This is a genomic window from Rhodococcus sp. PSi06, from assembly GCF_054960675.1.
Genome location: NZ_JBHNYO010000016.1, coordinates 1 through 25,366, shown reverse-complemented (window position 1 = coordinate 25,366; position 25,366 = coordinate 1). Strand labels below are relative to the sequence as shown.

24 protein-coding genes are annotated in these 25,366 nt (G+C 64.2%); 15 read left to right on the top strand and 9 right to left on the bottom strand.

Translation table 11 applies throughout. The features are described from left to right. Positions 1 to 1,086: a DNA polymerase domain-containing protein gene (locus tag ACFI9K_RS20040; protein ID WP_462665137.1), complete on the top strand. Its 1,086-nt coding sequence runs from the start codon at positions 1 to 3 to the stop codon at positions 1,084 to 1,086. A 94-nt stretch (positions 1,087 to 1,180) separates the two neighbouring features. On the opposite strand, the gene nhaA is transcribed toward ACFI9K_RS20040, so the two are convergent. Continuing rightward, positions 1,181 to 3,037 carry a Na+/H+ antiporter NhaA gene (gene nhaA, locus ACFI9K_RS20035; protein ID WP_462665136.1) on the bottom strand — a complete coding sequence of 619 codons (1,857 nt, stop codon included), beginning with the start codon at positions 3,035 to 3,037 and terminating at the stop codon, positions 1,181 to 1,183. 206 nt (positions 3,038 to 3,243) lie between these two features. On the opposite strand from nhaA, the gene ACFI9K_RS20030 reads away from it, so the two are divergent. After that, positions 3,244 to 4,269 carry a zinc-binding metallopeptidase family protein gene (locus ACFI9K_RS20030; RefSeq protein WP_462665135.1) on the top strand — a complete coding sequence of 342 codons (1,026 nt, stop codon included), beginning with the start codon at positions 3,244 to 3,246 and terminating at the stop codon, positions 4,267 to 4,269. Between the two features lie 116 nt (positions 4,270 to 4,385). Next, positions 4,386 to 5,126: a GAF and ANTAR domain-containing protein gene (locus tag ACFI9K_RS20025; protein ID WP_462665134.1), complete on the top strand. Its 741-nt coding sequence runs from the start codon at positions 4,386 to 4,388 to the stop codon at positions 5,124 to 5,126. Between the two features lie 27 nt (positions 5,127 to 5,153). On the opposite strand, the gene ACFI9K_RS20020 is transcribed toward ACFI9K_RS20025, so the two are convergent. Genes ACFI9K_RS20020 through ACFI9K_RS20005 form a run of 4 tightly spaced genes read right to left on the bottom strand, consistent with a single transcriptional unit; the run spans position 5,154 to position 8,270 of the window. Beyond that, positions 5,154 to 5,801: a class I SAM-dependent DNA methyltransferase gene (locus ACFI9K_RS20020; RefSeq protein WP_462665133.1), complete on the bottom strand. Its 648-nt coding sequence runs from the start codon at positions 5,799 to 5,801 to the stop codon at positions 5,154 to 5,156. Then, positions 5,798 to 6,547 carry a PIG-L deacetylase family protein gene (locus ACFI9K_RS20015; RefSeq protein ID WP_462665132.1) on the bottom strand — a complete coding sequence of 250 codons (750 nt, stop codon included), beginning with the start codon at positions 6,545 to 6,547 and terminating at the stop codon, positions 5,798 to 5,800. Before ACFI9K_RS20015 ends, ACFI9K_RS20020 begins: the two co-directional genes overlap by 4 nt. Then, positions 6,541 to 7,536: an acyl-CoA dehydrogenase family protein gene (locus ACFI9K_RS20010; RefSeq protein ID WP_462665131.1), complete on the bottom strand. Its 996-nt coding sequence runs from the start codon at positions 7,534 to 7,536 to the stop codon at positions 6,541 to 6,543. Before ACFI9K_RS20010 ends, ACFI9K_RS20015 begins: the two co-directional genes overlap by 7 nt. After that, positions 7,533 to 8,270 carry a glycosyltransferase family 2 protein gene (locus ACFI9K_RS20005; protein ID WP_462665130.1) on the bottom strand — a complete coding sequence of 246 codons (738 nt, stop codon included), beginning with the start codon at positions 8,268 to 8,270 and terminating at the stop codon, positions 7,533 to 7,535. Before ACFI9K_RS20005 ends, ACFI9K_RS20010 begins: the two co-directional genes overlap by 4 nt. 296 nt (positions 8,271 to 8,566) lie before the next feature. Here ACFI9K_RS20005 and ACFI9K_RS20000 point away from each other — a divergent pair, with 296 nt between their 5' ends. The 5 genes from ACFI9K_RS20000 (at position 8,567) to ACFI9K_RS19980 (ending at position 13,816) form a co-directional block, all read left to right on the top strand. Continuing rightward, positions 8,567 to 9,481: a L,D-transpeptidase gene (locus ACFI9K_RS20000; RefSeq protein WP_462665129.1), complete on the top strand. Its 915-nt coding sequence runs from the start codon at positions 8,567 to 8,569 to the stop codon at positions 9,479 to 9,481. A 76-nt stretch (positions 9,482 to 9,557) separates the two neighbouring features. Further along, complete coding sequence (locus ACFI9K_RS19995) at positions 9,558 to 10,490, top strand: carbohydrate ABC transporter permease (protein WP_462665128.1); 933 nt, start codon at positions 9,558 to 9,560, stop codon at positions 10,488 to 10,490. Further along, positions 10,487 to 11,377 carry a carbohydrate ABC transporter permease gene (locus ACFI9K_RS19990; RefSeq protein WP_462665127.1) on the top strand — a complete coding sequence of 297 codons (891 nt, stop codon included), beginning with the start codon at positions 10,487 to 10,489 and terminating at the stop codon, positions 11,375 to 11,377. The genes ACFI9K_RS19995 and ACFI9K_RS19990 overlap by 4 nt, the downstream gene beginning before the upstream one ends. A 28-nt stretch (positions 11,378 to 11,405) precedes the next feature. Continuing rightward, complete coding sequence (locus ACFI9K_RS19985; protein ID WP_462665126.1) at positions 11,406 to 12,731, top strand: ABC transporter substrate-binding protein; 1,326 nt, start codon at positions 11,406 to 11,408, stop codon at positions 12,729 to 12,731. Continuing rightward, complete coding sequence (locus ACFI9K_RS19980) at positions 12,731 to 13,816, top strand: ABC transporter ATP-binding protein (protein WP_462665125.1); 1,086 nt, start codon at positions 12,731 to 12,733, stop codon at positions 13,814 to 13,816. The genes ACFI9K_RS19985 and ACFI9K_RS19980 overlap by 1 nt, the downstream gene beginning before the upstream one ends. On the opposite strand, the gene ACFI9K_RS19975 is transcribed toward ACFI9K_RS19980, so the two are convergent. Both ACFI9K_RS19975 and ACFI9K_RS19970 read right to left on the bottom strand, forming a co-directional pair. Further along, positions 13,794 to 15,104 (bottom strand): cytochrome P450, encoded by a 1,311-nt coding sequence (locus ACFI9K_RS19975; RefSeq protein ID WP_462665124.1) that lies wholly within the window; start codon positions 15,102 to 15,104, stop codon positions 13,794 to 13,796. The two genes, ACFI9K_RS19980 and ACFI9K_RS19975, sit on opposite strands and share 23 nt — an antisense overlap. A gap of 31 nt (positions 15,105 to 15,135) precedes the next feature. Beyond that, positions 15,136 to 17,094 (bottom strand): M13 family metallopeptidase, encoded by a 1,959-nt coding sequence (locus tag ACFI9K_RS19970; protein ID WP_462665123.1) that lies wholly within the window; start codon positions 17,092 to 17,094, stop codon positions 15,136 to 15,138. 45 nt (positions 17,095 to 17,139) lie between these two features. Here ACFI9K_RS19970 and ACFI9K_RS19965 point away from each other — a divergent pair, with 45 nt between their 5' ends. From ACFI9K_RS19965 to ACFI9K_RS19950, 4 genes are all read left to right on the top strand, one after another. Further along, the gene (locus ACFI9K_RS19965) at positions 17,140 to 17,763 is read left to right on the top strand and encodes a TetR family transcriptional regulator (protein WP_462665122.1); all 624 of its coding nucleotides are present in this window, start codon (positions 17,140 to 17,142) and stop codon (positions 17,761 to 17,763) included. After that, on the top strand, positions 17,760 to 18,638 hold the full coding sequence (locus ACFI9K_RS19960) for an ABC transporter ATP-binding protein (RefSeq protein WP_462665121.1): 879 nt from the start codon (positions 17,760 to 17,762) through the stop codon (positions 18,636 to 18,638). The genes ACFI9K_RS19965 and ACFI9K_RS19960 overlap by 4 nt, the downstream gene beginning before the upstream one ends. Beyond that, on the top strand, positions 18,635 to 20,218 hold the full coding sequence (locus ACFI9K_RS19955; protein ID WP_462665120.1) for an ABC transporter permease: 1,584 nt from the start codon (positions 18,635 to 18,637) through the stop codon (positions 20,216 to 20,218). Before ACFI9K_RS19960 ends, ACFI9K_RS19955 begins: the two co-directional genes overlap by 4 nt. Positions 20,219 to 20,318: 100 nt before the next feature. Further along, complete coding sequence (locus ACFI9K_RS19950) at positions 20,319 to 21,419, top strand: GGDEF domain-containing protein (RefSeq protein ID WP_462665119.1); 1,101 nt, start codon at positions 20,319 to 20,321, stop codon at positions 21,417 to 21,419. A 75-nt stretch (positions 21,420 to 21,494) separates the two neighbouring features. Here ACFI9K_RS19950 and ACFI9K_RS19945 read toward each other — a convergent pair whose 3' ends face one another. Both ACFI9K_RS19945 and ACFI9K_RS19940 read right to left on the bottom strand, forming a co-directional pair. Continuing rightward, positions 21,495 to 21,986, bottom strand: coding sequence for a DUF4190 domain-containing protein (locus ACFI9K_RS19945; protein ID WP_462665118.1), 492 nt, complete (start codon positions 21,984 to 21,986; stop codon positions 21,495 to 21,497). 113 nt (positions 21,987 to 22,099) lie between these two features. Further along, positions 22,100 to 22,864 carry a pirin family protein gene (locus ACFI9K_RS19940; RefSeq protein WP_462665117.1) on the bottom strand — a complete coding sequence of 255 codons (765 nt, stop codon included), beginning with the start codon at positions 22,862 to 22,864 and terminating at the stop codon, positions 22,100 to 22,102. A gap of 159 nt (positions 22,865 to 23,023) precedes the next feature. On the opposite strand from ACFI9K_RS19940, the gene ACFI9K_RS19935 reads away from it, so the two are divergent. From ACFI9K_RS19935 to ACFI9K_RS19925, 3 genes are all read left to right on the top strand, one after another. Then, the gene (locus ACFI9K_RS19935; RefSeq protein WP_462665116.1) at positions 23,024 to 24,409 is read left to right on the top strand and encodes a maltokinase N-terminal cap-like domain-containing protein; all 1,386 of its coding nucleotides are present in this window, start codon (positions 23,024 to 23,026) and stop codon (positions 24,407 to 24,409) included. Between the two features lie 74 nt (positions 24,410 to 24,483). Continuing rightward, on the top strand, positions 24,484 to 24,651 hold the full coding sequence (locus ACFI9K_RS19930; protein ID WP_222091679.1) for a hypothetical protein: 168 nt from the start codon (positions 24,484 to 24,486) through the stop codon (positions 24,649 to 24,651). A 95-nt stretch (positions 24,652 to 24,746) separates the two neighbouring features. Then, positions 24,747 to 25,238, top strand: a complete 492-nt coding sequence (locus tag ACFI9K_RS19925; protein WP_462665115.1) for a GtrA family protein — start codon at positions 24,747 to 24,749, stop codon at positions 25,236 to 25,238. Positions 25,239 to 25,366: the final 128 nt, after the last annotated feature.

The following is a 25,366-nucleotide window of genomic DNA, read 5'->3' as shown; positions in this document are numbered from 1 at the left end:
ATGGCGGCGAAGACACCACCGGCGTTCGTCCAGGTCGGCGAACGCGAAGTGCGCGTATCGAGCCCCGACCGGGTGATCTACGAAGCGACCGAACGCACCCCGGAGATCACCAAACTGCAGGTGTGCGAGTACTTCGCTGCTGTGGGCAAGCCGCTGATGCGGGCGATCGGCAACCGCCCGACCGCGATGGAACGCTGGCCTGACGGCTACCGCGAGGGCATGCGTTTGGCGCTCGGCCCACAGGACAAGGAGGGCGACGGCTTCTATCAGAAGCGGTTGCCCAAGGGTGCGCCCGAATGGATCGAGACGGTGAAGATCGCGTTCCCCAGCAAGCGCACCGCGGAGGAGCTATGTCCCTCCGAACCGGCTGCGCTGGTGTGGGCGGCTCAGATGGGCACGCTGACGTTTCACCCGTGGCCGGTTCGACGGCCGGAGGTGGACCATCCCGACGAGTTGCGTCTGGACCTGGATCCGCAGCCGGGCACCACGTTCGCCGACGCCCTTCGCGTGGCCGACGTGACGCGGGAGTTGTTGGAGGAGTTGGGCTTACGCGGCTACCCGAAAACCAGCGGCAATCGCGGTATTCACATCTACGTGCGTATCGAGCCCGAGTACACGTTCGAGCAGGTGCGCCACGCGGCCATCGGCCTGGGCCGAGAACTCGAACGTCGCGACGGTGGGGTGACCACCAAGTGGTGGAAAGAGGAACGCGGAGAACGCATTTTCATCGACTACAACCAGAACAACCGGGATCGAACGATCGCCAGTGCGTGGAGCTTGCGGGCCAGGCCGGGCGCGCCGGTCAGCACTCCGATGACGTGGTCGCAGCTGGCCGACGTCACCGATCCGCGGGAGTTCAACCTCGTCACAGTTCCCGATCTCGCGCAGGACGGGGATCCCTGGGCCGACATGGACGAGCGTGCCTATTCGCTCGAGCCTCTGCTCCACCTGTGGGAAACGTTGCCCGGCGGTGAGCTGAACTTCCCACCCGACTATCCCAAGATGCCGGGCGAGCCGCCGCGAGTGCAGCCGTCGAAAAAGGTCGCCGAGCATTGGGACGCGGAGGGCAACCGCACGGAAAGCTGACGGGATTGCCGCATCCGGGCAAGGGTGCACACTACGGAGCCGTATCGACGGGATGCCGTCACCGCGGGTGCGTTCTGTGCAACCCTGCCCACGCTCACATGGATTCGAGTTCCCGGATCAGCGTCGCCGCATCGTACGGCCCCACGTGGCGGGTCAGGTTCTTGTCTCCACGTCCCAGGTAGAAGGTAGGAGTTCCGTCGACGTCCGAGGACGAGGCGTCGAGTTCGTCGTCCTCGACGCGCACGACATGATCGCCGGTGCGGATGTCGTCCTCGAATTTGTCCATGTCGAGACCGAGTTCGCGTGCGTAGCCGTCGATGTCGTCGGGTTCGAGAGCGTCACTGTTGCGGAACAACAAGTCGGCCATCTCCCAGAATTTGCCCTGAGCGGACGCCGCCTCACTGGCGTAGGCGGCGTAGCGGGCATGCGGGTGGTAATCGTCGAGGGGCAGGTGCCGGTAGACGTACCGAAGGTCGTCGCCGAAGTGTTTGCGTACCTCGGCAACGCTGCCGGTCGCCTTGCTGCAGAACGGGCACTCGAAGTCGGCGTACTCCACTATGGTCAGCGGTGCGTCGACAGGGCCGCGAATGTGATCGCGTTTGACGCTGACCGGACGCAGAATGCGCAGCGACGCTTCGGCTTTCGGTGGGTGGATCTTCGCATCGATGCGGAACAAAACCCAGCCGAGTAAGGCCGCGATGACCGAGGCGGCCAGCACACCGACCCGGGCCTCGTCGGCCAGTAGCGGATCGTCGAGCGCGAGATCAATGATGAACAGCGAGATCGTGAATCCGATTCCGGACATCGCCGCACCGCCCGCGACGTGGGAGAGCGTCAAGCCCGGAGCCAGAGCCGAGGGTCGGAGTTTGGCGAAAATGGCTGAGGCCCCGGTGATTCCGACGAGCTTGCCGAGCACGAGGCCGGCGACGATGCCCCAGGTGAGCGTCGAGGTCGATGCTGCTTTCAGGGTCTGCGAGCTCATTACCACTCCGGCGTTGGCGAGGGCGAAGATCGGCACGATGATGAAGGCCGTGTACGGCTGATAGAGCCGCATGAGTCGTTCGTTGACCGAGACTGCCCGATCCAGACCGAGACGAGCAGCCCGGGCATATTCCGGGTTGGGCGACTGGCGGAAGGCGCGCGTGAGGTCCGATGCGCGTTCCACTTCCGTGCGGCGCGGCGGGTAGACCGGAAGGATCAGCGCGATCATCACTCCGGCGAGGGTGGGATGCACACCCGACTCGTACATCGCGACCCAGGTGAACAGTGAGACGACGAAGTATCCGACGCCGCGCCACACTTTGAGTCGACGAAGAAGGAAGATCAGCCCGAGGCCGACGAACGCCAGGATCAGCGGCACTACCTCGAGGTCGTCGGTGTAGAAGAACGCGATGATCGCCAACGCGCCCACGTCGTCCGCGACAGCGAGGGTGAGCAGGAAGATGCGGAGCCGCGCAGCCTTCTTCGGTCCGAGGACGGCGAGAGCTCCGAGCAGGAACGCGGTATCGGTGGAAATGACAACGCCCCACGCCTGTGCAGCGGGTCCGGACGGATTGAACGCGAGGAACAGCAACGCCGGTACTGCCAGTCCGGCAAGTGCGGCCACGATCGGGATGGCGGCGCGTGATCGGTCGGTGAGCTCACCCATCGCGAACTCGCGTTTGACCTCGAGGCCGACGACGAAGAAGAACAGTGCCATGAGCCCGTCGTTGACCCAGTGGGCCAGATCGAGAGCGATGCCGTGCTCGCCCACGGTGATCGACAACTCGGTGTGCCAGAACGACTGATAGGTGTCCCCGAGTGGGGAGTTCGCCCAGATCAGGGCGATCAGGGTGGCGGCCAGTAGGAAGCCTGCCGCCAAGGTCTCGCTGTTTCTCTCGCCGCGAGCGCGCGAGATCCGTTCGACGAATCGTGCCATCGGCCGGTCCGTCGGCGTGATCTGATCGGCCATCTGCAGTCCGAGTCCTTCCGAGGAGTGTTGTGAAGCAGTCTGTACCAACACGGCGGTCGACGCTTTATTTCCCGGCGGGTGAGTACTGTGGTCGGGTTTGCGACGGCAGTCGGCCGCGAGACGTGCACGACATATTCGGAGATCGGCATTAGTCCGCGGATAAACGGGAATACGAGCCCGACTCACCCCTGCCACGAAGGAACATCATGCGTGATTTCATCTGCCGCAAATGCGGACAGAAGCTGTCGTTCGAGAACTCACTGTGTCTGAGCTGCTCGAGTGCACTGGGCTTCCATCTGCCGAGCAGAGCTCTGCTGGTGCTCCCGGACAAGGCCGACGACGGCGTCGCCGAGGCCGATGTGGACGGCACCACGTGGAAGATGTGCGCCAACCTCAATACCGCACGGTGCAACTGGCTGGTCGATACCGCGGACACCGACGAGCTGTGTGTGTCCTGCCGGCTGACCCGAACCCGGCCGGCCGACGACGATGTCGACGCGATGGCCGCCTACGCCGATGCCGAGACCAACAAGCGTCGCGTCATTCTGGAACTCACCGAGCTCGGTCTGCCGATCGTGGGACGGGACGAGGACACGTCGACGGGTCTGGTGTTCGATCTGCTCTCCAGTGCCGAGCAGCAGGTGATGACCGGCCATGACAACGGACTGATCACTCTCGATCTGGCAGAGGGCGACGACGTCCACCGTGAGCAGTTGCGGGTGGCGATGTCCGAGCCGTACCGCACTCTCGTCGGGCATTTCCGGCACGAGATCGGTCACTACTACCAGATGGTCTTGGTCGGAGACGGTGAGCATCGGGCAGCGTTCGAGGAGCTGTTCGGCGACCCGGATTCCAGTTACCAGGACGCTCTCGATCGCCACTACAGCGAGGGTGCGCCCGACGGCTGGGAAGACAATTACGTCTCGTCCTACGCCACCATGCACCCCGCCGAGGACTGGGCGGAGACGTTCGCGCACTACCTGCACATTCGCGACACCCTGGACACGGCGGCAGCCTTCGGAATGGCACCGGCCGGCTCCACTCTCGAAAGCCCTTTGCCCGGCGAGGTCGGCTTCGATCAGATCATCGACTGGTGGCTGCCGCTGTCGTGGGCGCTGAACCAGATCAACCGTTCGATGGGTCATCAGGACCTCTACCCGTTCGTGCTCCCGACGACCGTGGTGAAGAAGATCGGGTTTGTGCACTCCTTGATTGCTCCCAGCGCACTCTGAACCTCCGCTAACGGTTCTCGATCTTTGCCACCGGGGGCGTATCCTGTGGTGTCGGCATTCGGCCGATGTTGGGATGCGCCCCTGTTGAGCAGCAGGAAGTGCAGTGGCAGGACGAGGTGACCGCAATCAGCGAGCAGACACTGAACGCATCGGGACCGATCCCGCGGGTTACCGATTTCGACGTGAGTCGACGGCTGGCCGAGGTAGCCGAGAAGCTGCGGCGTCAGCATTCGGATCCCGATCGAGTGCTGGCCGTCATCACCGAGTCGGCGGTATCCAATGTTCCCTCGGCAGAATTCGCGTCCATCACCACTGTGCTGCAGGGCAAGTTCGTCCACAGCGCTGCGGTGTCGGGTGAGCCCGCCGGACATTGCGACAGGATTCAGGAGCGGTTGGGCGAGGGCCCGTGCCTCGAATCGGCCATCGAACGCAAGACCATCAGAATCGACGACATGGACAGCGACACCCGCTGGCCGTTGTTCGCCGATGCCGCGTCCGCGCTCGGGGTCAAGAGCATGATCTGCTTTCAGCTCTACGTCGAGGGCATCAACTTCGGCGCTCTGAACCTGCATTCCACCCGCAAGAACGCGTTCTCGGACGAGGCAGAATCCATCGGCTCACTGTTCGCAGCCCACGCCGCCATTGCGTTCTCCACCGCACGTGAAGAGCAGCAGATTCGAGCCGCGTTGACCAGTCGTGACCTGATCGGTCAGGCCAAGGGCATGTTGATGGAGCGGTACAACCTGAACTCGCAGGCGGCGTTCGCGTTGTTGGCCAAGCTCTCGCAGGACACCAACGTCAAACTTGCCGACCTCGCCGAAAAGCTGGTGATCGACGCGGCGCAGTCCACCGACTGAGCCGCTTTCCGTGGAGATCGAGCCCAGTCAACGCACGTCGAGCCCGTCCGTGCTCGCAACCGACACTGCCGGACCGTCCGATACGACGAAGACCTCGATGCGCACGTCCTCGTCCAGATAGCGGCTCAGTAACGCCAAACCCGGTGTTGCGGCAATGATCTCGTGCACTCGATCACCGGTGAGCGGATAGTCGTCCACCTCGTGACGCCAATGAGCCGCCACGAGGGTGCCGCCGGTCTCGAGATGTTCGACGGCACGGTTCATGGCCGATGCCAGATCGTGGTCATCGAGGTAGTACCCGACTTCGCTGACGACGATCAGATCGAACGGCACTGTGGCCTCGGGCAGGGCCGACCAGTCGTCCGTCAGGGGCCACAGCGCGAATTCCACTGCGGCAGTGCCGGGTACGCGAGCTCGAGCAGAGTCGAGGGCGCTCTGCACTACGTCCGTCGACACCACCCGCTCGCACCGGGCTGCCAGTTGTTCGGTGAGTACGCCGATCGAGCAGCCGGGCTCCAAAGCTCGCCGGTATTGCGGCTTGGGCAGCGACGCCATGGTCAACGCGTACTTGCGCCGCTCGTACCATTTGCTGTCGAGCATGAACGGATCGGCCGCGGTCGCGTACACGGCGCGGAAGTACTCGGCACCCAAGCTCGTTGGAGACTCCTGGCTCACGCGAACACCACCTCGAACGGTCGTCGGTAGCGAGCGAGAATGTGCGGCGGCAACACGGCCCGGTCGGCGGGATGATCGGACAGGGGCCGGATCTGAGAGTCGAACTGTTCGATCGATGCGTGCTTGGCCTCGCGGGTGTGCGGCGGTAGATCGACCCGGCGACAGCGTGACCACGGTACGGCCGGATGCTTCGGAGACGCCCAGTGCCACATCCAGATCGGGTATTCGATCACCGGTATCCCCACTGCGTTCGCGGCAGTGAGACAGGCTCTGGCGGTTGCTTCGTGATCGGGATGACCGTCCCCGCGCCACGGCGTCAGGCACCGGGTACCCGGGGTGGCGTCGAGCAGCGGTATCAATGCGTCGGTCAGTGCGCTTTCGTGGTGTTCGACGGAACCGTCGGTGAACTGCAGGCGTGTCGGAGAGTGGTCGATGCCCAGTTCCATCAACGCCCGCTCGGATTCGACGGGTCGTCGGGCACGCAGGTCCTGCGACGTCACCGTCGGGGAACCGGGATGCGAACCGTCGCCGTCGGTCACCGCGACCACCCGGACGTCGACGCCTGCCGCGGCTGCCAACGACAGCAACCCACCGACGCCGAGTACCTCGTCGTCCGGGTGTGGGGCGACGACGACCATGGTGACGACGTCGTTCCACTCGAGACCGGGAACGGACCAATCGGCCGTCATCCAATCCGATTCGGTGGTGCCGACGTCGAGTTCGGCGTCGAAGGTGTTCTCTACCACGGGTTGTCCTCCTCGGCGATGTCCAGGCCGAGGGCTTCGAGATCGCGCTCGGCGTGGCTCTGTCGGAGGTAGACGGAGAGATCGGCGACACGTCGGGCATGGGATGCATCGCTGCACAGGGGACCCGCACCGAGAGCGCGACCGACGCGGTCGATGCACTGGGTGGCCGCATCCTCGACGACCGCGCGGACGATTCGAGCCCGCGCCCGGGCTCGGCCCGAGCGGTCGTACGGATCTGCATCCACCTCGGCCGCCGCGGTGGTCAAGGCACTCGATGCCGCGCCTAGTGCTGCTGCGATGGCTCCGAGATGGGCTGCGCGATGCGGGTCGGGGCGCTCGCGTACAGCAGCGTGCAACGTGTCGGCGACGGCACACGCGCTGCCGAACCACGCCGCCGACACTCCGATTGCCCCGTGCCAGAAGCCCGGTCGAGTCAGGTAGTCGGTGGGGCCGCCGACCGCGATAGCGGGGACGGTATCGAAGGCAACCGAGCCGGAGTCGCTCTCGCTCATGCCGACGGCATGCCACGTGTTCGGCAGCGGGGTGACGCCCGGATGCGTCAGGTCGACGGCGAACAGCCGGGGACTCCCGTCCACCCGGGCGGTGACCAGAGCGTGCGTGCACAGCGATGCGCCGGAGCACCACGCCTTGGTTCCGGTGAGGACCCAGCCCGAATCCTGCTGAACCGCTTCGAGAATGGGGGCCGGCGGTTCCGCGGCCCACACTCCCCAGATCTGCCCGCGCTCGGGGGTCGGGCCGTCGAGTTCGTGCAGGATCGCGATCGCGTCCGTGTGCGCCTCCGACCATCTACCGAGCACGGTGTTGTGTCGGCTCAGGGCGGCGAGCGACTGCCATCGTAGGTCTGTGTACCCCGACCCGGGCAGGGCCAGGTCGAGACGCCCGTCGGCCTCGAATGCCAGGAAGGCGGCGCGCAACCCCGCGTGCGCTCTCACGGGGTCGAGCGATTCGAGAATATCGGTGTCGATCATGCGGAAGGCTCCAGAGAACGAAGGAATTCGGCCATACCGTCGGGCGCTCGGCCTCGGAGCCGGCCCGACGTGGTGACCGGGATGTCGCACACTCGACGGCACACGATGCCGTCGAGTTCGAGGCGGCGGACCAGGTCGTGATCCTCGCCGGTGGCCAGCGGCGCGAATCCGCCGACGGAGAGGTAGTCCGTCGCTCGGACGCCGAGATTGGCGCCGTGTACGTGTGGATGGCCGAGTTCGTGTCGATAATGGGCGTCGTAGGTCGACCGCAGGCGTGCGTCTTCTCGGACGCGGCCCTCGAACTCGACGGACACCGTTCCCACCACTGCCCGGGCACCGTCGTGGACGTGACGAAGGTGGCCGAGCAGCCAGTCCTCACCCACCCGGGTGTCGGCATCGGTGGTAACGAACCAGGTGGCGGCGTCCGGTTGACGATGCCGGGGGCGGTTCGCGAAGCCGGCCGCTCGGGCCGCTCCGACGTTTCGGTGCGCCACGGTCACGGTCGATACCGACGGGTGACGTGCCACCACGGCTGCCGATCCGTCGGTGCACGAGTCCAGCACCACGATCGTCGACACCTGCACCTGGGCCACCTCGGCGACCCGACGTTCGGCCCGTGACAGCGCTGTCAGGCAGGCGTCGAGCAGATTCTGTTCGTTGTGTGCGGGTACGACGACGACGATGTGACCGACGGAGATACGGCTGGGGATGTGGGGAGAGACTTCGGCGATCACTGTCCACCCTTTTCGGACACCGGACATGGAACAGTCCGCAGAACGGTAAGCCGCCGGTGTCTGGACGGTGAGTTGTTTCTCTATTACCCGTTCCCCGCCCGTCGACACCTGCCTTCCGGCCAGCGGAGACGGTGCCCGGGTCCGGTTGGCGGACGGTACTCGTACTCGGAGATTCTTTCGACCGTTTCGGAATTATCCGATTAGCAAATGTCGGGACGGTATGTGTTAATGGGCTTTGCCCACACCTAGCTCTGTCGGTGGGCATCACGACGCAGCTCGAAGGATGGTCGGATTACATGGCATCACCGGTTCGCACACGCAGACTCGCCCGTTTCGGCGCGATCCTTGCAGGTACAGCCATTGCTGCGTCCGCCGCATTCGGATCGGCTCAGGCCGCACCGCTGTGGCCGGGTGGCCCGGACGTCTCCATTCCCGGCCTGCCGGGGTCCTCGGATCCGGCCGCGCCTGCGCCCGCTCCGCAGCGCCTCGCTCCGCAGATCGCGCCGGCGAACTTCGCCGATCCCAGCATCAGCCCGTCCGGCGGGGAGGTGGTGGGAGTCGCGCAGCCCATCGCCATCCGCTTCGACGAGGCCATCGGAGATCGCGACGCCGCACTGCGCGCCATCCGCGTCACGACGAACCCGTCCGTGGACGGCCACTTCTACTGGATCAACGACACGCAGGTGCGCTGGCTGCCCAACGAGTTCTACCCGGCACATACTCAGGTGACCGTCGAAGCGGGCGGAGCGAAAGCGGAGTTCTCCACCGGCGATTCGATCATCACCACGGCCGACGACAACACCAAGCAGATCACCGTCACCCGCAACGGCGAGGTAGTGCGCACGATGCCCACCTCCATGGGCAAGGTCGGTCACGAAACCCCGAACGGCACCTACATCGTCGGCGAGCGTTTCCGCGACATGTACATGGACTCGTCCACCTACGGCGTCCCGGTGGATTCCGAGGAGGGCTACCGCACCTACGTCGAGTACGCCACGCGCATCTCCTACAGCGGCATCTTCGTGCACGCGGCACCGTGGTCGGAGCAGCAGCAGGGCTACTCCAATTCCTCGCACGGCTGCCTCAACGTCAGCACCGAAGACGGCAAGTGGTTCTTCGAGAACGCCCAGAAGGGCGACCCCGTCGTCGTCGTCAACACCGACGGCGGCACCCTCAGCGGCTCCGACGGTCTAGGAGACTGGAACCGCTAGAAACTCTTCGTTGCCTAACACCTGAGTTCGGGCAATTGTCACCGTTCGTTCTCCTTGTCTGAGTAATATTTTCGCGATGAGCACAACGACCGAGCGGGTGCTACCCGCGGCACGGAAGAAGGGTTTCTTCCATCGGCCGTGGACCGACTACGCACTGTTCGCAATACTGGTCGGGCCGAACCTGGCGCTGTTGGCGGTGTTCACCTACCGACCGCTGGTGGAGAACTTCCAGTTCTCGTTCTTCGACTGGAACCTGTCGTCACCCACGTCCACCTTCGTCGGCTTCGAGAACTATCGCGAGTGGGCTTCGCGCGACGACACCTGGCAGATCGTCGGCAACACGGTCGTGTTCACCGTGGCTGCGGTCGTCGGGTCGTTAGTGCTCGGCCTGATACTCGCTCTGCTGCTCGATCGGAAGCTCAAGGGCCGCAACTTCGTTCGATCGGCCGTATTCGCGCCGTTCGTCATCTCCGGCGCAGCGATCGGCATCGCGTTCCAGTTCGTGTTCGATCCCAACTTCGGACTGATTCAGGACCTGCTCAGACGCTTCGGCCTCGGCTCGGTCCCGGATTTCTACCAGGACCCCAAGTGGGCGATGGTCATGATCACCGTGACGTACCTGTGGAAGAACCTGGGATACACCTTCGTCATCTACCTCGCTGCTCTGCAGGGCGTGCGCAAGGAACTGATGGAAGCGGCCGAGATCGATCAGGCGAGCCGGTGGACCACGTTCCGCAAAGTGCTGCTACCGCAACTGCGTCCGACGACGTTCTTTCTCTCGATCACGGTGCTGCTCAATTCCCTGCAGGTCTTCGACATCATCAACGTCATGACGCGCGGCGGCCCGCTGGGCACCGGCACGACGACGATGGTGTACCAGGTCTACGAGGAGACGTTCCGCAACTTCCGGGCCGGGTACGGTGCGACGGTGGCAACGATCCTGTTCCTCGTCTTGCTGGTCGTGACCCTGATTCAGGTTCGCATCATGGATAAGGGTGACCAGCGATGACCGTGGTGAACAGGCCGAACACCGCTGCGCCGAAGCATGTCGAGAACTCCGACGCCAGGCAGCGGACGCGACGCACCGCGAATTTGTTCGGTTACATCGCCATGGTGCTGGTGCTGCTCATGATCGGGTTGCCGCTGTTCTGGATTCTGATCACCTCGTTCAAGGAACGGCCGGACATCTACGTGCAGCCGGTGACGTGGTGGCCCAGCACTTTTCATCCGCAGAATTACGACGAGGCAACGACGCAGGTGCCGTTCTTCACGTACCTGCGTAATTCGCTGATCATCACCACCGCGGTGTCGTCCATCAAGTTCGTTCTCGGTGTGCTCAGTGCCTACGGTTTGGTGTTCTTCCGATTCCCCGGAAAGAACATCGTCTTCCTGGTCATCATCGCCGCGCTCATGGTGCCGAATCAGATCACGGTGATCTCGAACTACTCGTTGATCTCGGATCTGGGGTGGCGTAACTCGTTCCAGGGCATCATCATTCCCCTGGCAGGTGTCGCCTTCGGAACCTTCCTGATGCGCAATCACTTCTTGTCGCTGCCGGCGGAGATCATCGAAGCTGCGCGGATGGACGGTGCCGGGCCGGCTCGATTGATGTTCCGCGTCGTACTGCCGCTGTCGGGACCGACGATGGTTGCGTTCGGCATCATCACCATCGTCAACGAATGGAACGAATATCTCTGGCCGTTCCTGATGTCCGACGACTCCTCCGTCGCACCACTTCCGGTCGGCTTGACGCTGTTGCAGAACAGTGAGGGCTACACCAACTGGGGTGCGGTGATGGCAGCGACCATCCTGACCATTCTTCCGATTCTGCTCGTCTTTCTCGTCCTACAACGTCACATGATCAAGGGCCTCACCTCTGGTGCGGTCAAGGGCTGATCACACCCATCAACAGGAGTCGAACACCATGGCACACATCATCAATCGACGCGGTTTTCTCACGCTCACCGGTACAGCGGCTGCGGCCGCCGCCTTGGCCGCGTGCAGTGGACCGGGTTCGAGTTCCTCGGGTGGGCAGGCAGTCGAAGGTGAGGCCAACACCATCAACTTCTGGTCGAGTCACCCCGGACAATCTCAGGAATACGAGAAGGAACTGATCGCCCGGTTCCAGGCCGAGAACCCGGATCTGACGGTCAATCTCATCGATGGTGGCAAGAACTACGAGGAGGTGTCGCAGAAGTTCAATGCGGCACTGTCCGGCAACGATGTGCCCGACGTCGTGTTGCTCTCGGACGTCTGGTGGTTCAACTACGCCCTCTCGGGTGCGATCGAGCCACTGGACAAGCACTTCGACGCAGCTGGAGTCGACCAGTCCGACTACGTGGATTCACTACTGGCCGACTACAACTGGAACGGAAGTCACTGGGCGTTGCCGTACTCGCGCTCGACGCCGCTGTTCTATTACAACAAGGCCGTCTGGCAGCAGGCCGGTCTGCCCGATCGCGGTCCGGCGACCTGGCAGGAATTCGACGAGTGGGGCCCGCGCATTCAGGCCGTCGTCGGCAACGGCAAGCTCGCCCACGGCTGGGGCAATGCCGTGGACTACCTCGGCTGGACGTTCGAGGGCCCCATCTGGACCTTCGGCGGATCGTATTCGGATCAGTTCGAGTTGAAGTTCGACGACGAGAAGACCATCGCAGCAGGTCAGTTCCTCAAGGACATGATCCACACCAAGAAGTACGCCGCCGTGTCCAACGACATCGCCAACGATTTCGCCGCCGGCATCCTGGCGTCCACGATCGCCTCGACCGGCGACCTCTCGACCATTACCAAGGGTGCCGCCTTCGAATTCGGCACCGCGTTCCTGCCGGCCACCGACGGCGCGCCGGGCTGCCCGACGGGTGGTGCGGGCCTGGCCATCCCGGCCAAGATTTCGGACGAACGAAAGGTGAACGCGCTCAAGTTCATCGACTTCGTCACCAACGGAGCCAACACCGCCTACTTCTCGCAGAACACCGGGTACATGCCGGTCCGTAAGTCCGCGCAGCAGGACCCGTCGGAGATCGCCTTCCTCGAGGCCAACCCCAACGCCAAGACGGCCGTCGATCAATTGGCGAACACCCGATCGCAGGATTACGCCCGCGTGTTCGTCCCCGGAGGCGACAAGATCATCGGCAGCGGACTCGAGCAGATTGCACTGCAGAATGCCGATGTGGCAACGACATTCGCGTCCATCTCGGACCAGCTGCAGCAGATCATCGACCGCCAGATCACCCCGAAGCTGCCGAAGTAATGGCCTCCGTTCACTACGCCGGTGTCTCGCATCGGTACCCGGGAGCCGATTCTCTTGCTGTGGACAGCCTCGAACTCGACATCGCGGACGGTGAGTTCATCGTCCTGGTCGGGCCTTCGGGTTGTGGCAAGTCGACGAGCCTGCGGATGCTTGCCGGGCTCGAATCCGTCGAAAGCGGTCACATCGACATCGGCGGAGTGGACGTCACCTCGTTGGCACCGCGGGCCAGGGACGTCGCGATGGTGTTCCAGAACTACGCGCTGTACCCCAACATGACCGTCGGGGACAACATGGGCTTCGCCCTGCGCAACGCCGGAATGAACAAGGCGGACACTGCAGCTCGGGTGCTCGAGGCGGCGAAGATGCTCGAGCTCGAACCGTTGCTGGATCGCAAGCCCGGCAAGCTTTCGGGCGGACAGCGGCAGCGGGTGGCCATGGGGCGCGCGATCGTGCGGCAACCCAAGGTGTTCTGCATGGACGAGCCGCTGTCCAACCTCGACGCCAAGCTCCGCGTGTCGACCAGAGCCCAGATCGCCGGTCTACAAAGACGGTTGGGTACCACCACGGTCTACGTCACCCACGATCAGGTCGAGGCCATGACGATGGGCGACCGGGTTGCGGTGCTGCTCGACGGCAAATTGCAGCAGATCGCCGCGCCGCGGGAGCTCTACGACAATCCGGTCAACACGTTCGTCGCCGGATTCATCGGTTCGCCCGGAATGAACCTCGTCGACGCACCGGTAGAGGACGGGAATGCCGTCCTCGGCGATCTGCGCATCGCTGTTCCGTCCTCGGCACGCGAGCGCGTGGTCCTCGGAATTCGCCCGGAATCATGGGATCTGGTGGGCGACGGCGACGGCACGGGCCTGCAGCTGACCGTCGAGCTGATCGAGGAGCTGGGTGCGGAGTCGTTCGTCTACGCCTCCGCAACCAGTCTCGACGGTGGATGGACGACGCCGTCCGGGCGCATCTCGGTTCGCGTCGACCGCAAGCTGTCCATCGCACTGGCCGAGACCGTTCGGCTGGTGCCCAAGCTGGACGAGCTGTTCTTCTTCGACTCCGCTACCGGCCTGCGGTTGACGTAGCAGGCTCTCCCAGATCGATGGGGAGAGTTGCCCATCCGTGCAGAACACGGGTGTTGCGCCGGGTTCCCTCACCTGCCGAACGCAGGTGGGGGAACCTGTCGAACAGCGCTTTGAGGCCCACTTCCGATTCGGCCTTGGCCAGTGCTGCGCCGAGGCAGTAGTGGCGTCCACCCGAGAACGACAGATGTTTGCCGGCGTTGGCGCGGGTGACGTCGAATCTGTTGGGATCCTCGAACACCTGCGGGTCGCGGTTGGCACCGGCAAGAACGAGGACCACCAGAGACCCCTCCCTGACCGGCACGCCCTCCACCACGACGTCGTGTTTGGCGGCGCGGGCGGTCAGCTGAACCGGGGATTCCATGCGCAGCATCTCGTCGATCGCGGTGGGCCAATGCGACGGGTCCTGCTGCAGCACCGCGAGCTGATCGGGATGATCGAGCAGCAACCGGATTCCGCTGCCCAGCAGGTTGACGGTCGTCTCGAATCCTGCCGCCAACACCAATCCTGCTGTGGCCCTGAGCTCCTCGTCGTTCAGGCCGATGCCTTCGTCCTTTGCGGCGATCAGCTGGCTCATCAGGTCGTCACCGGGATTGCGGCGTAGCTCGGCGATGTGCTGGGACAGCCACGAATCGAACCCGATCAAGCCACGCTCGACCTGCTTGAACTGACTCCAGGACAGGCCGATGTCCAGGCTCGGTGCGGCCATCTCGCCGAACTCGAGCACCCGCTCGTTGTCCTCGACCGGAACGCCGAGGATCCGCCCGATCACTGCCACCGGCAGGCGCGCGCAGTAGCGATCGACGATGTCGACGACAGGAGAACCGTCGGACAGCTCGTCCAGCAGAGCGTCTGCCGTTTCCTGCACCTGATCGCGCATCTGCGCGACGGCGCGAGCGGTGAACACCGAGGACACCAATTTGCGGTACCGCGTGTGATCGGGCGGTTCGACCGAGAGGAGGGACGGCGGCAGAATCGGGTGCAGCGCACCGGACCTGGTGTGTCGTTCGACCCATTTCAGCGGTGCGGGCAAGGTGCCGCCCAGTTGCGTGACTCGGAAGTCGTCGGAGCGAAGCAGGTCGAATGCCACCCGATGATGCACGGTGATGTTGGAAATACGCGTCTTCACCAACGGAGCCTTGGCTCGAAGCTTCTCGTATACCGGCGTCGGATTGGCACGCGTGGCGGGATCGGCGACCAACATGGCTTGTGGATCACCCGCCGCCGCGGCGCGTTTCGCCCCGAACCGAATGACCCCGTGCGCCGCGAACCACCGTACGAATTCCCTCATCCGAACACCCTCCCCTTGTCCTACCCCGCTGCTACCAGATCTTGACGCGCTTATCCGGCTCCAAGTACAACCCATCTCCGGGCTGCACGTGGAATGCTTCGTGAAAACTGTCCAGATTGCGCACGACGCCGTTGCAGCGAAACTCCGGCGGCGAGTGCGGATCGACCGCGAGTCGACGGATCGCCTCGGCGTCCCGCGCCTTCGTGCGCCACACCTGCGACCACCCGAAGAACACGCGCTGCAGGCCGGACAGGCCGTCGAGCACCGGTGCTTGTTCGCCTTCGAGCGAAATCTCGTAGGCCGCGACCGCAATCGACAGACCGCCCAGATCGCCGATGTTCTCGCCGATGGTGAATTCGCCGTTCACCTTGTGCCCGGGCAGCGCCGCGGGCTCGAATTCGTTGTACTGATCGATCAGCGCCGTGGTGCGCTTGCCGAACTCGGTGCGGTCGCTGTCGGTCCACCAGTCGACCATGTTGCCGTCGCCGTCGTACTTGGCACCCTGGTCGTCGAATCCGTGGCCGATCTCGTGGCCGATCACCGCTCCGATACCGCCGTAGTTGGCCGCGTCGTCGGCCTCGGGGTCGAAGAACGGAGGCTGCAGAATGGCTGCGGGAAAGACGATTTCGTTCATGCCGGGGTTGTAGTAGGCGTTGACGGTCTGCGGAGTCATGAACCACTCGTCACGATCGACCGGGCCGCCGAGCTTGTCGAGGTCACGCTGGTGGTCTGCGGCGTAGCCGCGTCGGTAGTTACCGAGCAGGTCGTCGGCGCTGATCTCGACCGCACTGTAATCGCGCCACCGATCGGGGTAGCCGATCTTGGGGGTGAACTTGCCCAGCTTGTCCAACGCCTTCTGCCGTGTCTCCGGGCTCATCCATTCGAGCTCGGAGATGTTTCGGCGGTACGCCTCGGTGAGGTTCTCGACCAGTACCTGCATCCGGGCCTTGGAGTCGGCCGGGAAGTGACGCTCGACGTACAGCTTCCCGACGGCCTCGCCGAGGACGTCCTGCACCAGGGAGACTCCACGCTTCCAGCGCTCCCGGTTCTCCTGCGCGCCGGTCAACGTCGTTCCGTAGAACGCGAAATTCTCGTCGACGATGGCGCTCGTCAGGAACGGTGCCCGCGAGTGCACGACGCGCCAGGCGAGCCACGCCTTCCACGCTTCGATGTCCTCGGAGGCCCACAGTGCCACGAAATTGCTCAGGAACGGCGGCTGCCGCACGACGATCTCGGCGAACTGATCGGTGCTGGCTCCGAGTCCGGAAATCCATGCCGCCCAATTGAATCCGGGTTCGTTCTGCACCAGGGTGTCGAATTGGACGAGGTTGTAGCTCTTCTCGGCGTCACGCCTGGCGACGACGTCCCAGTGGCCCGCGGCGATCTTCTTCTCGAGGTCGAACACCGTCTGGGCGTCGTACTCGATACCGCTGAGCGCGAACATCTTCGAGATGTGCTCGATGTAGCTCGTGCGAATGTCTGCGTAGTCGTCCTGGCGGTAGTACGACTCGTCGGGCAGCCCGATTCCCGACTGGGTGAAGTGCATCAGGTAGCGATCGGACTGCTTGGCATCGGTGTCCACGTACTGGCCGATGCCGCCGCCCACGCCGGTGCGCTGCAGCGAGCCGAGAACGCCGGCGAGAGTGACGAGGTCCGTCGCGTCGGAGACTGCGGTGAGCTCCTCGGCGATCGGAGTGACCCCGAGTTGCTCGGCGCGATCGGCGTCCATGAAGCTCGAGAACAGGTCGCCGATCTTCTGTGCGTCACTGCCGGCGGGGGGATCGGCCGCTGCGGATTCCTCGATGATGGTCTGTACATCCACCTCGGCCCGGTCGTACAGCGTTCGGAAAGCCCCGTCGACGGCGCGGTCGGCCGGGATGTCGTACTCCTCGAGCCATTTGCCGTTGACATGCACGAAGAGGTCGTCCTGCGCACGTGTGTTCTCGTCCTGGTAGCTGAGATCGATGCCCGAGTTCACTACTGAAGTCATGTGTCCATCTTTACACTCTTGCGCTTGATTGAACGGGTGTTTAATATGCTGTACATGCGTTCAGCTTCGGAGGATCTCACGACCAGGGCACGAATTCGCGATACTGCGATCGACGTCTTCGGTGCGCAGGGCTTCGCCGCGGGAGTGCGGTCCATCGCTACCGCCGCGGGTGTCTCACCGGGACTCGTCAACCACCACTTCGGGTCCAAGGAAGGCCTGCGCACGGCATGCGACGAGCACGTTCTGCGAGTGATCCGGGAATCGAAGACGGCGTCCGCCGGCCCCACCGGGATGATGGAACAGCTCGCTCGCATCGAGGAGTACGCGCCGCTCGTCGCCTACATCGTGCGCAGCTTCTCGGCGGGCGGCGCACTCGCGCGAGAGTTGTTCGAGCACATGGTCGACGATGCGGTTCGGTATCTCGACGAGGGCGTCCGCGACGGCCGGTTCACCCCCAGCCGAGACCCCGAGGCGCGAGCTCGATTCCTGACCCGGCAGAACGTGGGCGGCCTACTGCTGTACGCGGCGATGGCCGGTCCCGACGTCGATTTCCGCGAGGCCCTCACCGCGCTCGGTGACGAGGTCATGCTCCCGGCGCTCGAGCTCTACACCGACGGATTGTTCACCGATTCTCAGGCTTTGGACGTGTACCTGGAGGCAAAGAAATGACCGACGCAATCGAAGTCGACGGATTGGTGAAGACGTTCGGTTCGGTCCGGGCCCTCGACGGACTCGACCTGCACGTCGAAACGGGCGAGGTACACGGCTTCCTGGGACCGAACGGAGCAGGGAAGTCCACGACGATTCGCGTGTTGCTCGGGCTCGTCCGTGCGACGTCGGGCACCGCGAGACTGCTCGGTGGTGACCCATGGGCCGATACCGTGGCGTTGCACCGACGGCTGGCCTACGTCCCGGGCGACGTGACGCTGTGGCCGTCGTTGACCGGCGGTGAGGTGATCGATCTTCTCGGCAGAATGCGCGGCGGCATCGATGCCGCGCGCCGCGCCGAGTTGCTCGAACGATTCGCGCTCGACCCCGGCAAGCGCAGCCGAACGTACTCGAAAGGCAATCGGCAGAAGGTTGCTCTGATCTCGGCGCTGGCATCGAACGTGGAGTTGCTGATTCTCGACGAACCCACATCCGGGCTCGACCCTCTGATGGAACAGCACTTCGCGGAGTGCGTGAAGGACGCTGCCCGCCGCGGAGTCACGGTCCTGCTGTCGTCGCACATCCTGTCCGAGGTCGACGCGCTGTGCAGTTCGGTGACCATCGTCAAGGACGGTCGGACAGTGGACACCGGCACGCTGGCATCGATGCGGCATCTCACCCGAACGACGGTGACCGCCACTGTCGATCGGGTGCCGGAAAACCTCGCGACCCTCACCGGAGTCACTGCGGTCGACGTGGACGTTTCCACCGTCACCTGCACAGTCGAAAACGAGGCTCTCGCTGCGGTGATGCGCGTTTTAGCCGATGCGGGTGTGCAGAGTCTGGTCAGCTCCGCTCCGACACTCGAGGAGCTGTTCATGAGGTACTACGCATGAGCCGCCTGAGCGGTACGGGCGCATTGCTGCGGTTGTATCTGCGACGCGATCGACTGGTGGCCCCGATCTGGATCGTTCTGCTCGGCGCTCTTCCTCTGCTGTACGCGGTGAGCTTCGAGGGGCTGTATTCGACGGCGGCAGACCGGCAAGCGTTCTATCTCGGCACCCAGGCAGTGCCGGCCCAAGCAGCGCTCGTCGGACCGATCTTCGGCAGCGACCTGGGTGCCCTGGTGTCGTGGCGAGCCGGCTTGATGCTCACTCTCGTTCCGTTGGCGGCGATCCTCACCGTCGTACGGCACACCCGCGCCGAGGAGGACGCGGGGCGCACCGAGCTGATCGGGTCGACTGCACTGGGTAGATACGCGGGGTTGACCGCAGCCGTGCTGCTCGCGGGCGGCGGCGTGGCGGCGACGGGAACGTTGTCGTTCGTCTCTCTGTGGGCGTTCGGTCTGCCGGTGGCCGGGAGCTTCGCGTTCGGTGCCTCGGTCTTCGTCGTCGGTGCGGTGTTCGTCGGCTGCGCGGCGCTGGCGGCGCAGGTGGCGTCCGGGGCTCGGGTGGCTCGCGGCTACGCCCTCGGCGTCTTGGCCGCAGCGTTCGTTCTCAGAGCGATCGGCGACATCGGCTCGGGAACCATGTCGTGGTTGTCGCCGATCGGGTGGTCGGCGCAGGTGCGGCCGTTCGCCGACGAGCGGTGGTGGCCGCTGCTGTTGTCGCTGACCGCTGCAGCCGCGTTCTGCGTCTCGGCGTTCGTGGCCGCGAATCGACGCGATCTCGGCAGTGGTCTGCGTGCCGAGCGTCGTGGCCGCGTGACGGCCGTCGCGTCACTGTCCGGACCCGTCGCCCTCGCGTGGGCTCTGTCCCGAGGGACCGTCGTCGTATGGACCGTCGGACTGGCTTTGTTCGGCATCGCGATCGGCTCGTCCACGGACGGTATCGGAGACCAGCTCGGCAGCAGCGCCGCCATCGGCGACGCACTGAACAAGTTCGGCGGCACCACACTCGAACAATCGTTCATCGCTGCCGTGTTGAGCATCGTCGGCATCATGGTGGCGGCCTATTCGGTGTCGGCCCTGCTGCGTCTGCACAGCGATGAAGAGGCGGGCCTGGCCGAGATCGTGCTGGCCACCGGCGTCTCGCGCATCCAATGGATATCGGGGCACCTGCTTTTCGCCGTCCTCGGCCCGGCGTGGCTGCTGCTCGTTGCCGGCCTCGCCGTCGGGCTCACCTACGGTTCGGCTACCGGCGACATCACGGGCGAACTGCCCGCCGTCCTGGGCGGCGCCCTGAGTCAGCTGCCGGCCGTGTGGGTGGTGACGGCTATCGGCGTTGCGCTCTTCGGCGGGATCCCACGATTCGCGACCGCACTGTGGGCCGTCCTCGGCGGCTTCGTGGCACTGGGCCAGATAGGGGCCGTGGTGGGTATGCCACAGCCGTTGCTCGATCTCTCGCCGTTCACGCACACTCCGCTATTGCCGGGGGGTGCCTTGTTCCTTGCGCCGATCGGGTGGCTCGTCGTAGTAGCTGCTGCCGTCGGGATCGGTGGAATCAACGCGTTCCTCCGAAGAGACATCCGAGGCTGACGTCTGTCGAATAGCATCACAGTTGGCCGATATGTCCGGCCCGGTCCGGCAGAGCAGCGTCCGGTCCGGTGATGCTCCGCGGAACGCGCATGGAGGTTAGGTGCAATCGACTTTCCTGCGCACGTGGTGGAACCAGCCGCACAGCTACGTGTCGGTGGTGAACTACCTCGGCCTGCACAATGCGCTCGTACCGTACCGCCTTGCTGCCTGCATGAGCACGGTCTCGTATGGACTCGGCGCGGCCGCGTTGCTACTGCTGAGCGACACCCCGCCGACGTCGACGGTAGGCAGGTCGATTCTTGTTGTTGCGTTCGTGTCGACGCTCGTCGTCGGTGTGGCCTGGTTGAAGGCACCGTGGCCGTCGAAGCGCATGTCCCTGTCGTTCGCCGCATATGCGGACGTGGGAACCACGCTTGTTCTACTGGCCTTCGGATCGCCTCAGTCCGTCTTCTTGGCCCTCGCGATGCTCGCGACGAACAGTGTCTACGTTCAGCTCTTCCACAGTCCGAAAGTCATGGCGCTGCATCTACTGTGGGCAGGAACGGCCGTGGCGCTGTTCTTCGTGCTGATCATGTTGTCGCCGAACGCTGACAAGGGTCTCGCAGTCGCGCAACTCGTGGTGCTGGTACCCATCACGTTCATGGGCCCGACCTTCTTTCAATTTCTGCTGCTCAAACTGCAGGTTCAAGCACAGGCGGCCAATTTCGACCCGCTCACTCAGGTGCGCAACCGACGAGGGCTCGACGAGGCGTTACCGGTCTACTTCCTCGGCGCGGGCGATGTGGCAGTGATGGTGGTCGACGTGGACCGATTCAAGTCGATCAACGACCGATTCGGCCACCATCAGGGGGACTCTGCACTGCAGCTCATCGCACGTCGTTTGGCGAAGGACGGGGTGCTGGTCGCGAGGGTGGGCGGCGAGGAGTTCGCGGTGGTGACCAAGTTGACCGAGAACGAAGCCCGCGCGTTGGCCGAGGAATATCGGGGTGCCTCGCACCATGCGGGCGACCTTGCACCTCTGACGGTGAGCATCGGTGTAGCGCACTGCGAGTACCCGGGTGCCGAGGGGACCGGTGTCGGTGCCGACGTTGTCGCGCTCACCACGCGACTGCTACGACGAGCAGACGCGGCGATGTACGAAGCGAAGAAGCAGGGCGGCAACCAGGTGGTGGTGGCGGACCTGTCGGCCACAGGCACCTGACTGCTCGAGGTGACCGGACTGGCTGGAGTGACCGGACTGGCTGAGGCACCGAGACGCGAGTGCCTCAGCCAGGGCTCAGTTCGGTGTCGAGTCGTCGTACTGGTTCTCGACGTTCTGCTGGAATTCGTCGGCACATTGCTGCCTCGCTGCACTATCGCTGCCTGCGTTGCTGATGCAGTCCGTGAAGTCCTGTCCACCGACTGCATTGAACAGGCCGACGCCGACGACGACGAGAACGATGGACAGTGCCGCGGCCACGAAACCGAGAACGATCGCGATGAGGGACACGGTGCCGTTGGTGGCGACGCGCTTCTTGTACCGGGAGCGACCGATGAAGCCGAGAACGATGGCGATCAGGCCGAGAACGACGCCGCCGACGATGGTCCACGAGAACAACACACCCAGAATCGCCAGGACCAGAGCCACCGTGCCGATGGTGTTCTTCGGTGCTACCGGCTGTTCCTGATACCCACCCTGCTGGTACCCGCCCTGCTGGGGGTACTCGCCGGGCGAGGGATAGTTTCCGGGCGGGGGATAGTCACCGGGCGGCGGATTCTGATTCGACACGTTTCAAACCCTCCGAAAATAGGCGTTCGGGAACGCTGCGAGTGTAAGCAGGTGTCCGCCCTGCGCACACGACCTGAGTGTTCCCGTGATCAACTTGTCATCGAACGTACATGTCAGCCGCCGAGCCGCGAGTGCATCTCCCAGATCAGCACCTCGGCTGGTTCGATCGCTGTAATACGTTGTCCGCCAATAGAACTCATGCGAACTGCATCGCCCTCGTACAGTTCACCGACGCCCTCCATCGAGACGGTGCCGCGCGCGACGAAAACGTGGACGAAGGGCGCGTCGGGCACAGTCGCCACATTGCCGGGCACCAGCCTGGCCGCGTGCAGCGCCGCCGACTTCTGTGAGATCCCGATCGCGGCCTGGCCACGGTGCTTGTTCATCCCCGACGCAACGGTGACCAGCCCGCCGCGCAACAACTCGTCGCCGATGTCGAGTTGCTCGTATCCGGGTGTGGTGCCCGGACTGTCCGGCAACACCCACATCTGCACGAAGCGAACGGGTTCGGTGTGTCGATTGCCGTCGATGCTCCAGGAGTCGTTCTTCTCGGAGTGCATGATGCCTTTGCCCGCGCTCATCCGTTGCGCGAGTCCGGGATAGATGATTCCGGAATGTCCGATGGAGTCCTGATGCACGAGCGAACCCTGCATCACCCAGGTGACGATTTCGACGTCGCGGTGAGGGTGCGTTTCGAAACCCTGACCGGCAGTGACGATGTCGTCGTTGTTGACCAGTAACAGTCCGTGATGGGTGTTGTCGGGATCGTAATGCGAGCCGAACGAGAACGAATGTTTCGAGTCCAGCCAGGACACACGGGTTTTCAGTCGATCACCTGCGCGGTGCACATCGATGTGGGCGGTCAATGGCGCGGACATGTCACCACTGTACGAGCATGTCGGTGTACCGGCGTACGACCTGGCGATAACGTTCGGGTGACTTTGCCGTCGGTGTGTGAGGGTCGCCGGGAGTGGGTAGGTTTTGCTTCGTACGGTCACAGCTCCGCAAACTCTTCAAGAAGGCGGCGAGAGATTCCCATGGTCGGTTCCAGCTCAAGTGCGGCACGCACGGTCGAACCTCAGCTCACGGAGGCGCTGGCGACGTGGCTACCGGCGCAGCGGTGGTTCGGTGCGAAGGGATCGACCGTGGATTCGGTTCGGATCCTCGACCGCCAAGTTCTTCATGACGAACCGCATTTCGCGGCAGAGCATGTGCTGGTGGAAGTGCAGTTGACGCAGGACGGCGCGGTGGTGACGCAGACCTACCAGGTTCCGCTGGGCTTTCGCACCGAGCTGACCGACGAGCTTCGGCCGTGGGTGCTTCCGGTGGCGGGTGAGGTCGCCGTGTTCGACGGGTTGCGAGACCCCGAGATCATCGGCCTGTACGGCAACGCCTTTGCTTCCGGAAACTCCACGGGCAGCATCGAATTCAAGATCGTCGACGGTTCGACCGTGCCGAGCGGTCTGGCCGGTCGGGTTCTGGGGGCCGAGCAGTCCAACACTTCGGTGATTCTCGGTGATCTGCTGTTGCTCAAGCTGTTTCGGCAGGTTCCACCGGGCGTGAGTCCCGATGTGGAACTACACCGCGCCCTGGCGGAGGCCGGCAGTGTCAACGTCGCCCCGCTGCGGGGCTGGTTGGAAGCCGTCGTCGGCGGTGAGCCGACCACGCTGGGCATGATCCAGGACTTCGCTGCGAACTCCACCGAGGGGTGGACCGCCGCCTTGGCAAGTGTTCGCGAGGTGTTCGATTCGCCCGATACGCCGATCGAGGAACTGCCCGGTGATTTCGCTGGGGATGCGCATCGCATCGGGGCCGCCGTCGCACACGTGCATCATGACCTGGCCTCGGTGCTGGGCACCGTCGAGCGTTCGGTGGAATCGACCGCCGTCGAGGAAATCCTGGCTCGTATCGCGGGAGTGGCGCGGGTGGTGCCGGAGATCGCCCAGTACATTCCGGCGGCAACGGCACTCATCTCGCGGGCCGAGGCGTCGAACAGCACCACCGTGCAGCGCATCCACGGCGATCTGCATCTGGGGCAGGTGCTGGGGACTCCCGAGCGTTGGCTGCTCATCGACTTCGAGGGCGAGCCGGCCAAGACCCTGGCCGAGCGGAGGCAGATGGACAGCGCCTTGCGCGACGTCGCGGGAATGCTTCGCTCGTTCGACTATGCCGCCAACCACCTTCTGGTCGACCGGCCCGAGGACCCGTCGACGCGAGCGCGTGCCGACCAGTGGGCGGCGCGAAGCATTGCGGCGTTCTTCGACGGCTACGCCTCGGTGGCCGGGCACGATCCGCGGGACGAGGCCGATCTGCTGCGCGCATACGAACTCGACAAGGCCGTCTACGAGGTTCTGTACGAGGCCCGCAACCGGCCGACCTGGTTGTCGCTGCCGATGCGTGCTGTGGAGCGCTTGGTGAGCTGACCGGTGAGCTGGGGGTGCACGTCGACCGGGCTGTCTACGACAAGTACCGTATTGGCTGACACGGGAGGCAGGACATGAACGGTATCTTGGCAATTTTCGGTATCGCGGTGGTCGTCATCACCATCGTCGTCGTGGTGGTGCTCGTTGCGGTGTTGTTCGTCGCATCGATCAAGCCCGACATGCTCAACATCGACCTGGACCGCAAGAAGCGCGCTCGGGAAGAAAGTTCCTCCAAAGCCTGAGACGTCCGTCACGTCCGAGACCGATCTGGACGGACTCGGAGTTGTATCGAAGCGAAGCGCCGATCGACGCTTCCGGTTCTACAACTGGAGATCTCGTGAGCACCTCGCTGAAGGCCTCGGCCGCACCATCGGGCTGTGCGCCCCGCATCAGGTCGCGGATGATCGGTGAGTCCGCTTTCGCTCAGTTCACTCGGTTCGTGGTCGTCGGAGCATCGAGCAACGGTGTGTACGCCCTGGTGTTCGTGTGCCTCGCCTCCCTGGGGTCGTTCACCGCAAATCTCGCGGGTGTCGGTGCAAGTACCGTCCTGGCCAACGAACTGCATCGTCGCCACACGTTTCACGCGACCGGCAGGGTCGGTTGGTTCCAGACTCAGTGGGAAGCCGGCGGACTCGCCCTGATCGGTCTGGGTCTGAGCACCGCCTCACTGGCCGCAGTGCACATAATCTTTCCGGGCGCGCCGGCTTATGCCCAGGTCGCAGCCGTGATCACAGTCAGTGGCGTCTTCGGGGCCGCACGCTTCCTCGCCCTTCGTGGATGGGTTTTCCGCGCTCCGAACTTCTCCGGCCTGGAACCTGCTCAGCAGTGACCTGTGACGTCGCACCACATGGTGTCGGGGTCGGTTGCTACGTCTAACAGAATCTCGGCGAGGCTCCACACCCGTCGCTTCGTTGGCTTTAGGCTCGTGAGCTGACGTCGATGCGAGGAGACATGCCC

Bases quoted from the DNA above. Each gene is read 5' to 3' on its own strand.
- ACFI9K_RS20040 (WP_462665137.1), top strand. From the start codon at position 1: ATGGCGGCGAAGACACCACCGGCGTTCGTCCAGGTCGGCGAACGCGAA.
- nhaA (WP_462665136.1), bottom strand. From the start codon at position 3,037: ATGGCCGATCAGATCACGCCGACGGACCGGCCGATGGCACGATTCGTC.
- ACFI9K_RS20030 (WP_462665135.1), top strand. From the start codon at position 3,244: ATGCGTGATTTCATCTGCCGCAAATGCGGACAGAAGCTGTCGTTCGAG.
- ACFI9K_RS20010 (WP_462665131.1), bottom strand. From the start codon at position 7,536: ATGATCGACACCGATATTCTCGAATCGCTCGACCCCGTGAGAGCGCAC.
- ACFI9K_RS20000 (WP_462665129.1), top strand. From the start codon at position 8,567: ATGGCATCACCGGTTCGCACACGCAGACTCGCCCGTTTCGGCGCGATC.
- ACFI9K_RS19995 (WP_462665128.1), top strand. From the start codon at position 9,558: ATGAGCACAACGACCGAGCGGGTGCTACCCGCGGCACGGAAGAAGGGT.
- ACFI9K_RS19990 (WP_462665127.1), top strand. From the start codon at position 10,487: ATGACCGTGGTGAACAGGCCGAACACCGCTGCGCCGAAGCATGTCGAG.
- ACFI9K_RS19985 (WP_462665126.1), top strand. From the start codon at position 11,406: ATGGCACACATCATCAATCGACGCGGTTTTCTCACGCTCACCGGTACA.
- ACFI9K_RS19980 (WP_462665125.1), top strand. From the start codon at position 12,731: ATGGCCTCCGTTCACTACGCCGGTGTCTCGCATCGGTACCCGGGAGCC.
- ACFI9K_RS19975 (WP_462665124.1), bottom strand. From the start codon at position 15,104: ATGAGGGAATTCGTACGGTGGTTCGCGGCGCACGGGGTCATTCGGTTC.
- ACFI9K_RS19970 (WP_462665123.1), bottom strand. From the start codon at position 17,094: ATGACTTCAGTAGTGAACTCGGGCATCGATCTCAGCTACCAGGACGAG.
- ACFI9K_RS19965 (WP_462665122.1), top strand. From the start codon at position 17,140: ATGCTGTACATGCGTTCAGCTTCGGAGGATCTCACGACCAGGGCACGA.
- ACFI9K_RS19960 (WP_462665121.1), top strand. From the start codon at position 17,760: ATGACCGACGCAATCGAAGTCGACGGATTGGTGAAGACGTTCGGTTCG.
- ACFI9K_RS19955 (WP_462665120.1), top strand. From the start codon at position 18,635: ATGAGCCGCCTGAGCGGTACGGGCGCATTGCTGCGGTTGTATCTGCGA.
- ACFI9K_RS19940 (WP_462665117.1), bottom strand. From the start codon at position 22,864: ATGTCCGCGCCATTGACCGCCCACATCGATGTGCACCGCGCAGGTGAT.
- ACFI9K_RS19935 (WP_462665116.1), top strand. From the start codon at position 23,024: ATGGTCGGTTCCAGCTCAAGTGCGGCACGCACGGTCGAACCTCAGCTC.
- ACFI9K_RS19930 (WP_222091679.1), top strand. From the start codon at position 24,484: ATGAACGGTATCTTGGCAATTTTCGGTATCGCGGTGGTCGTCATCACC.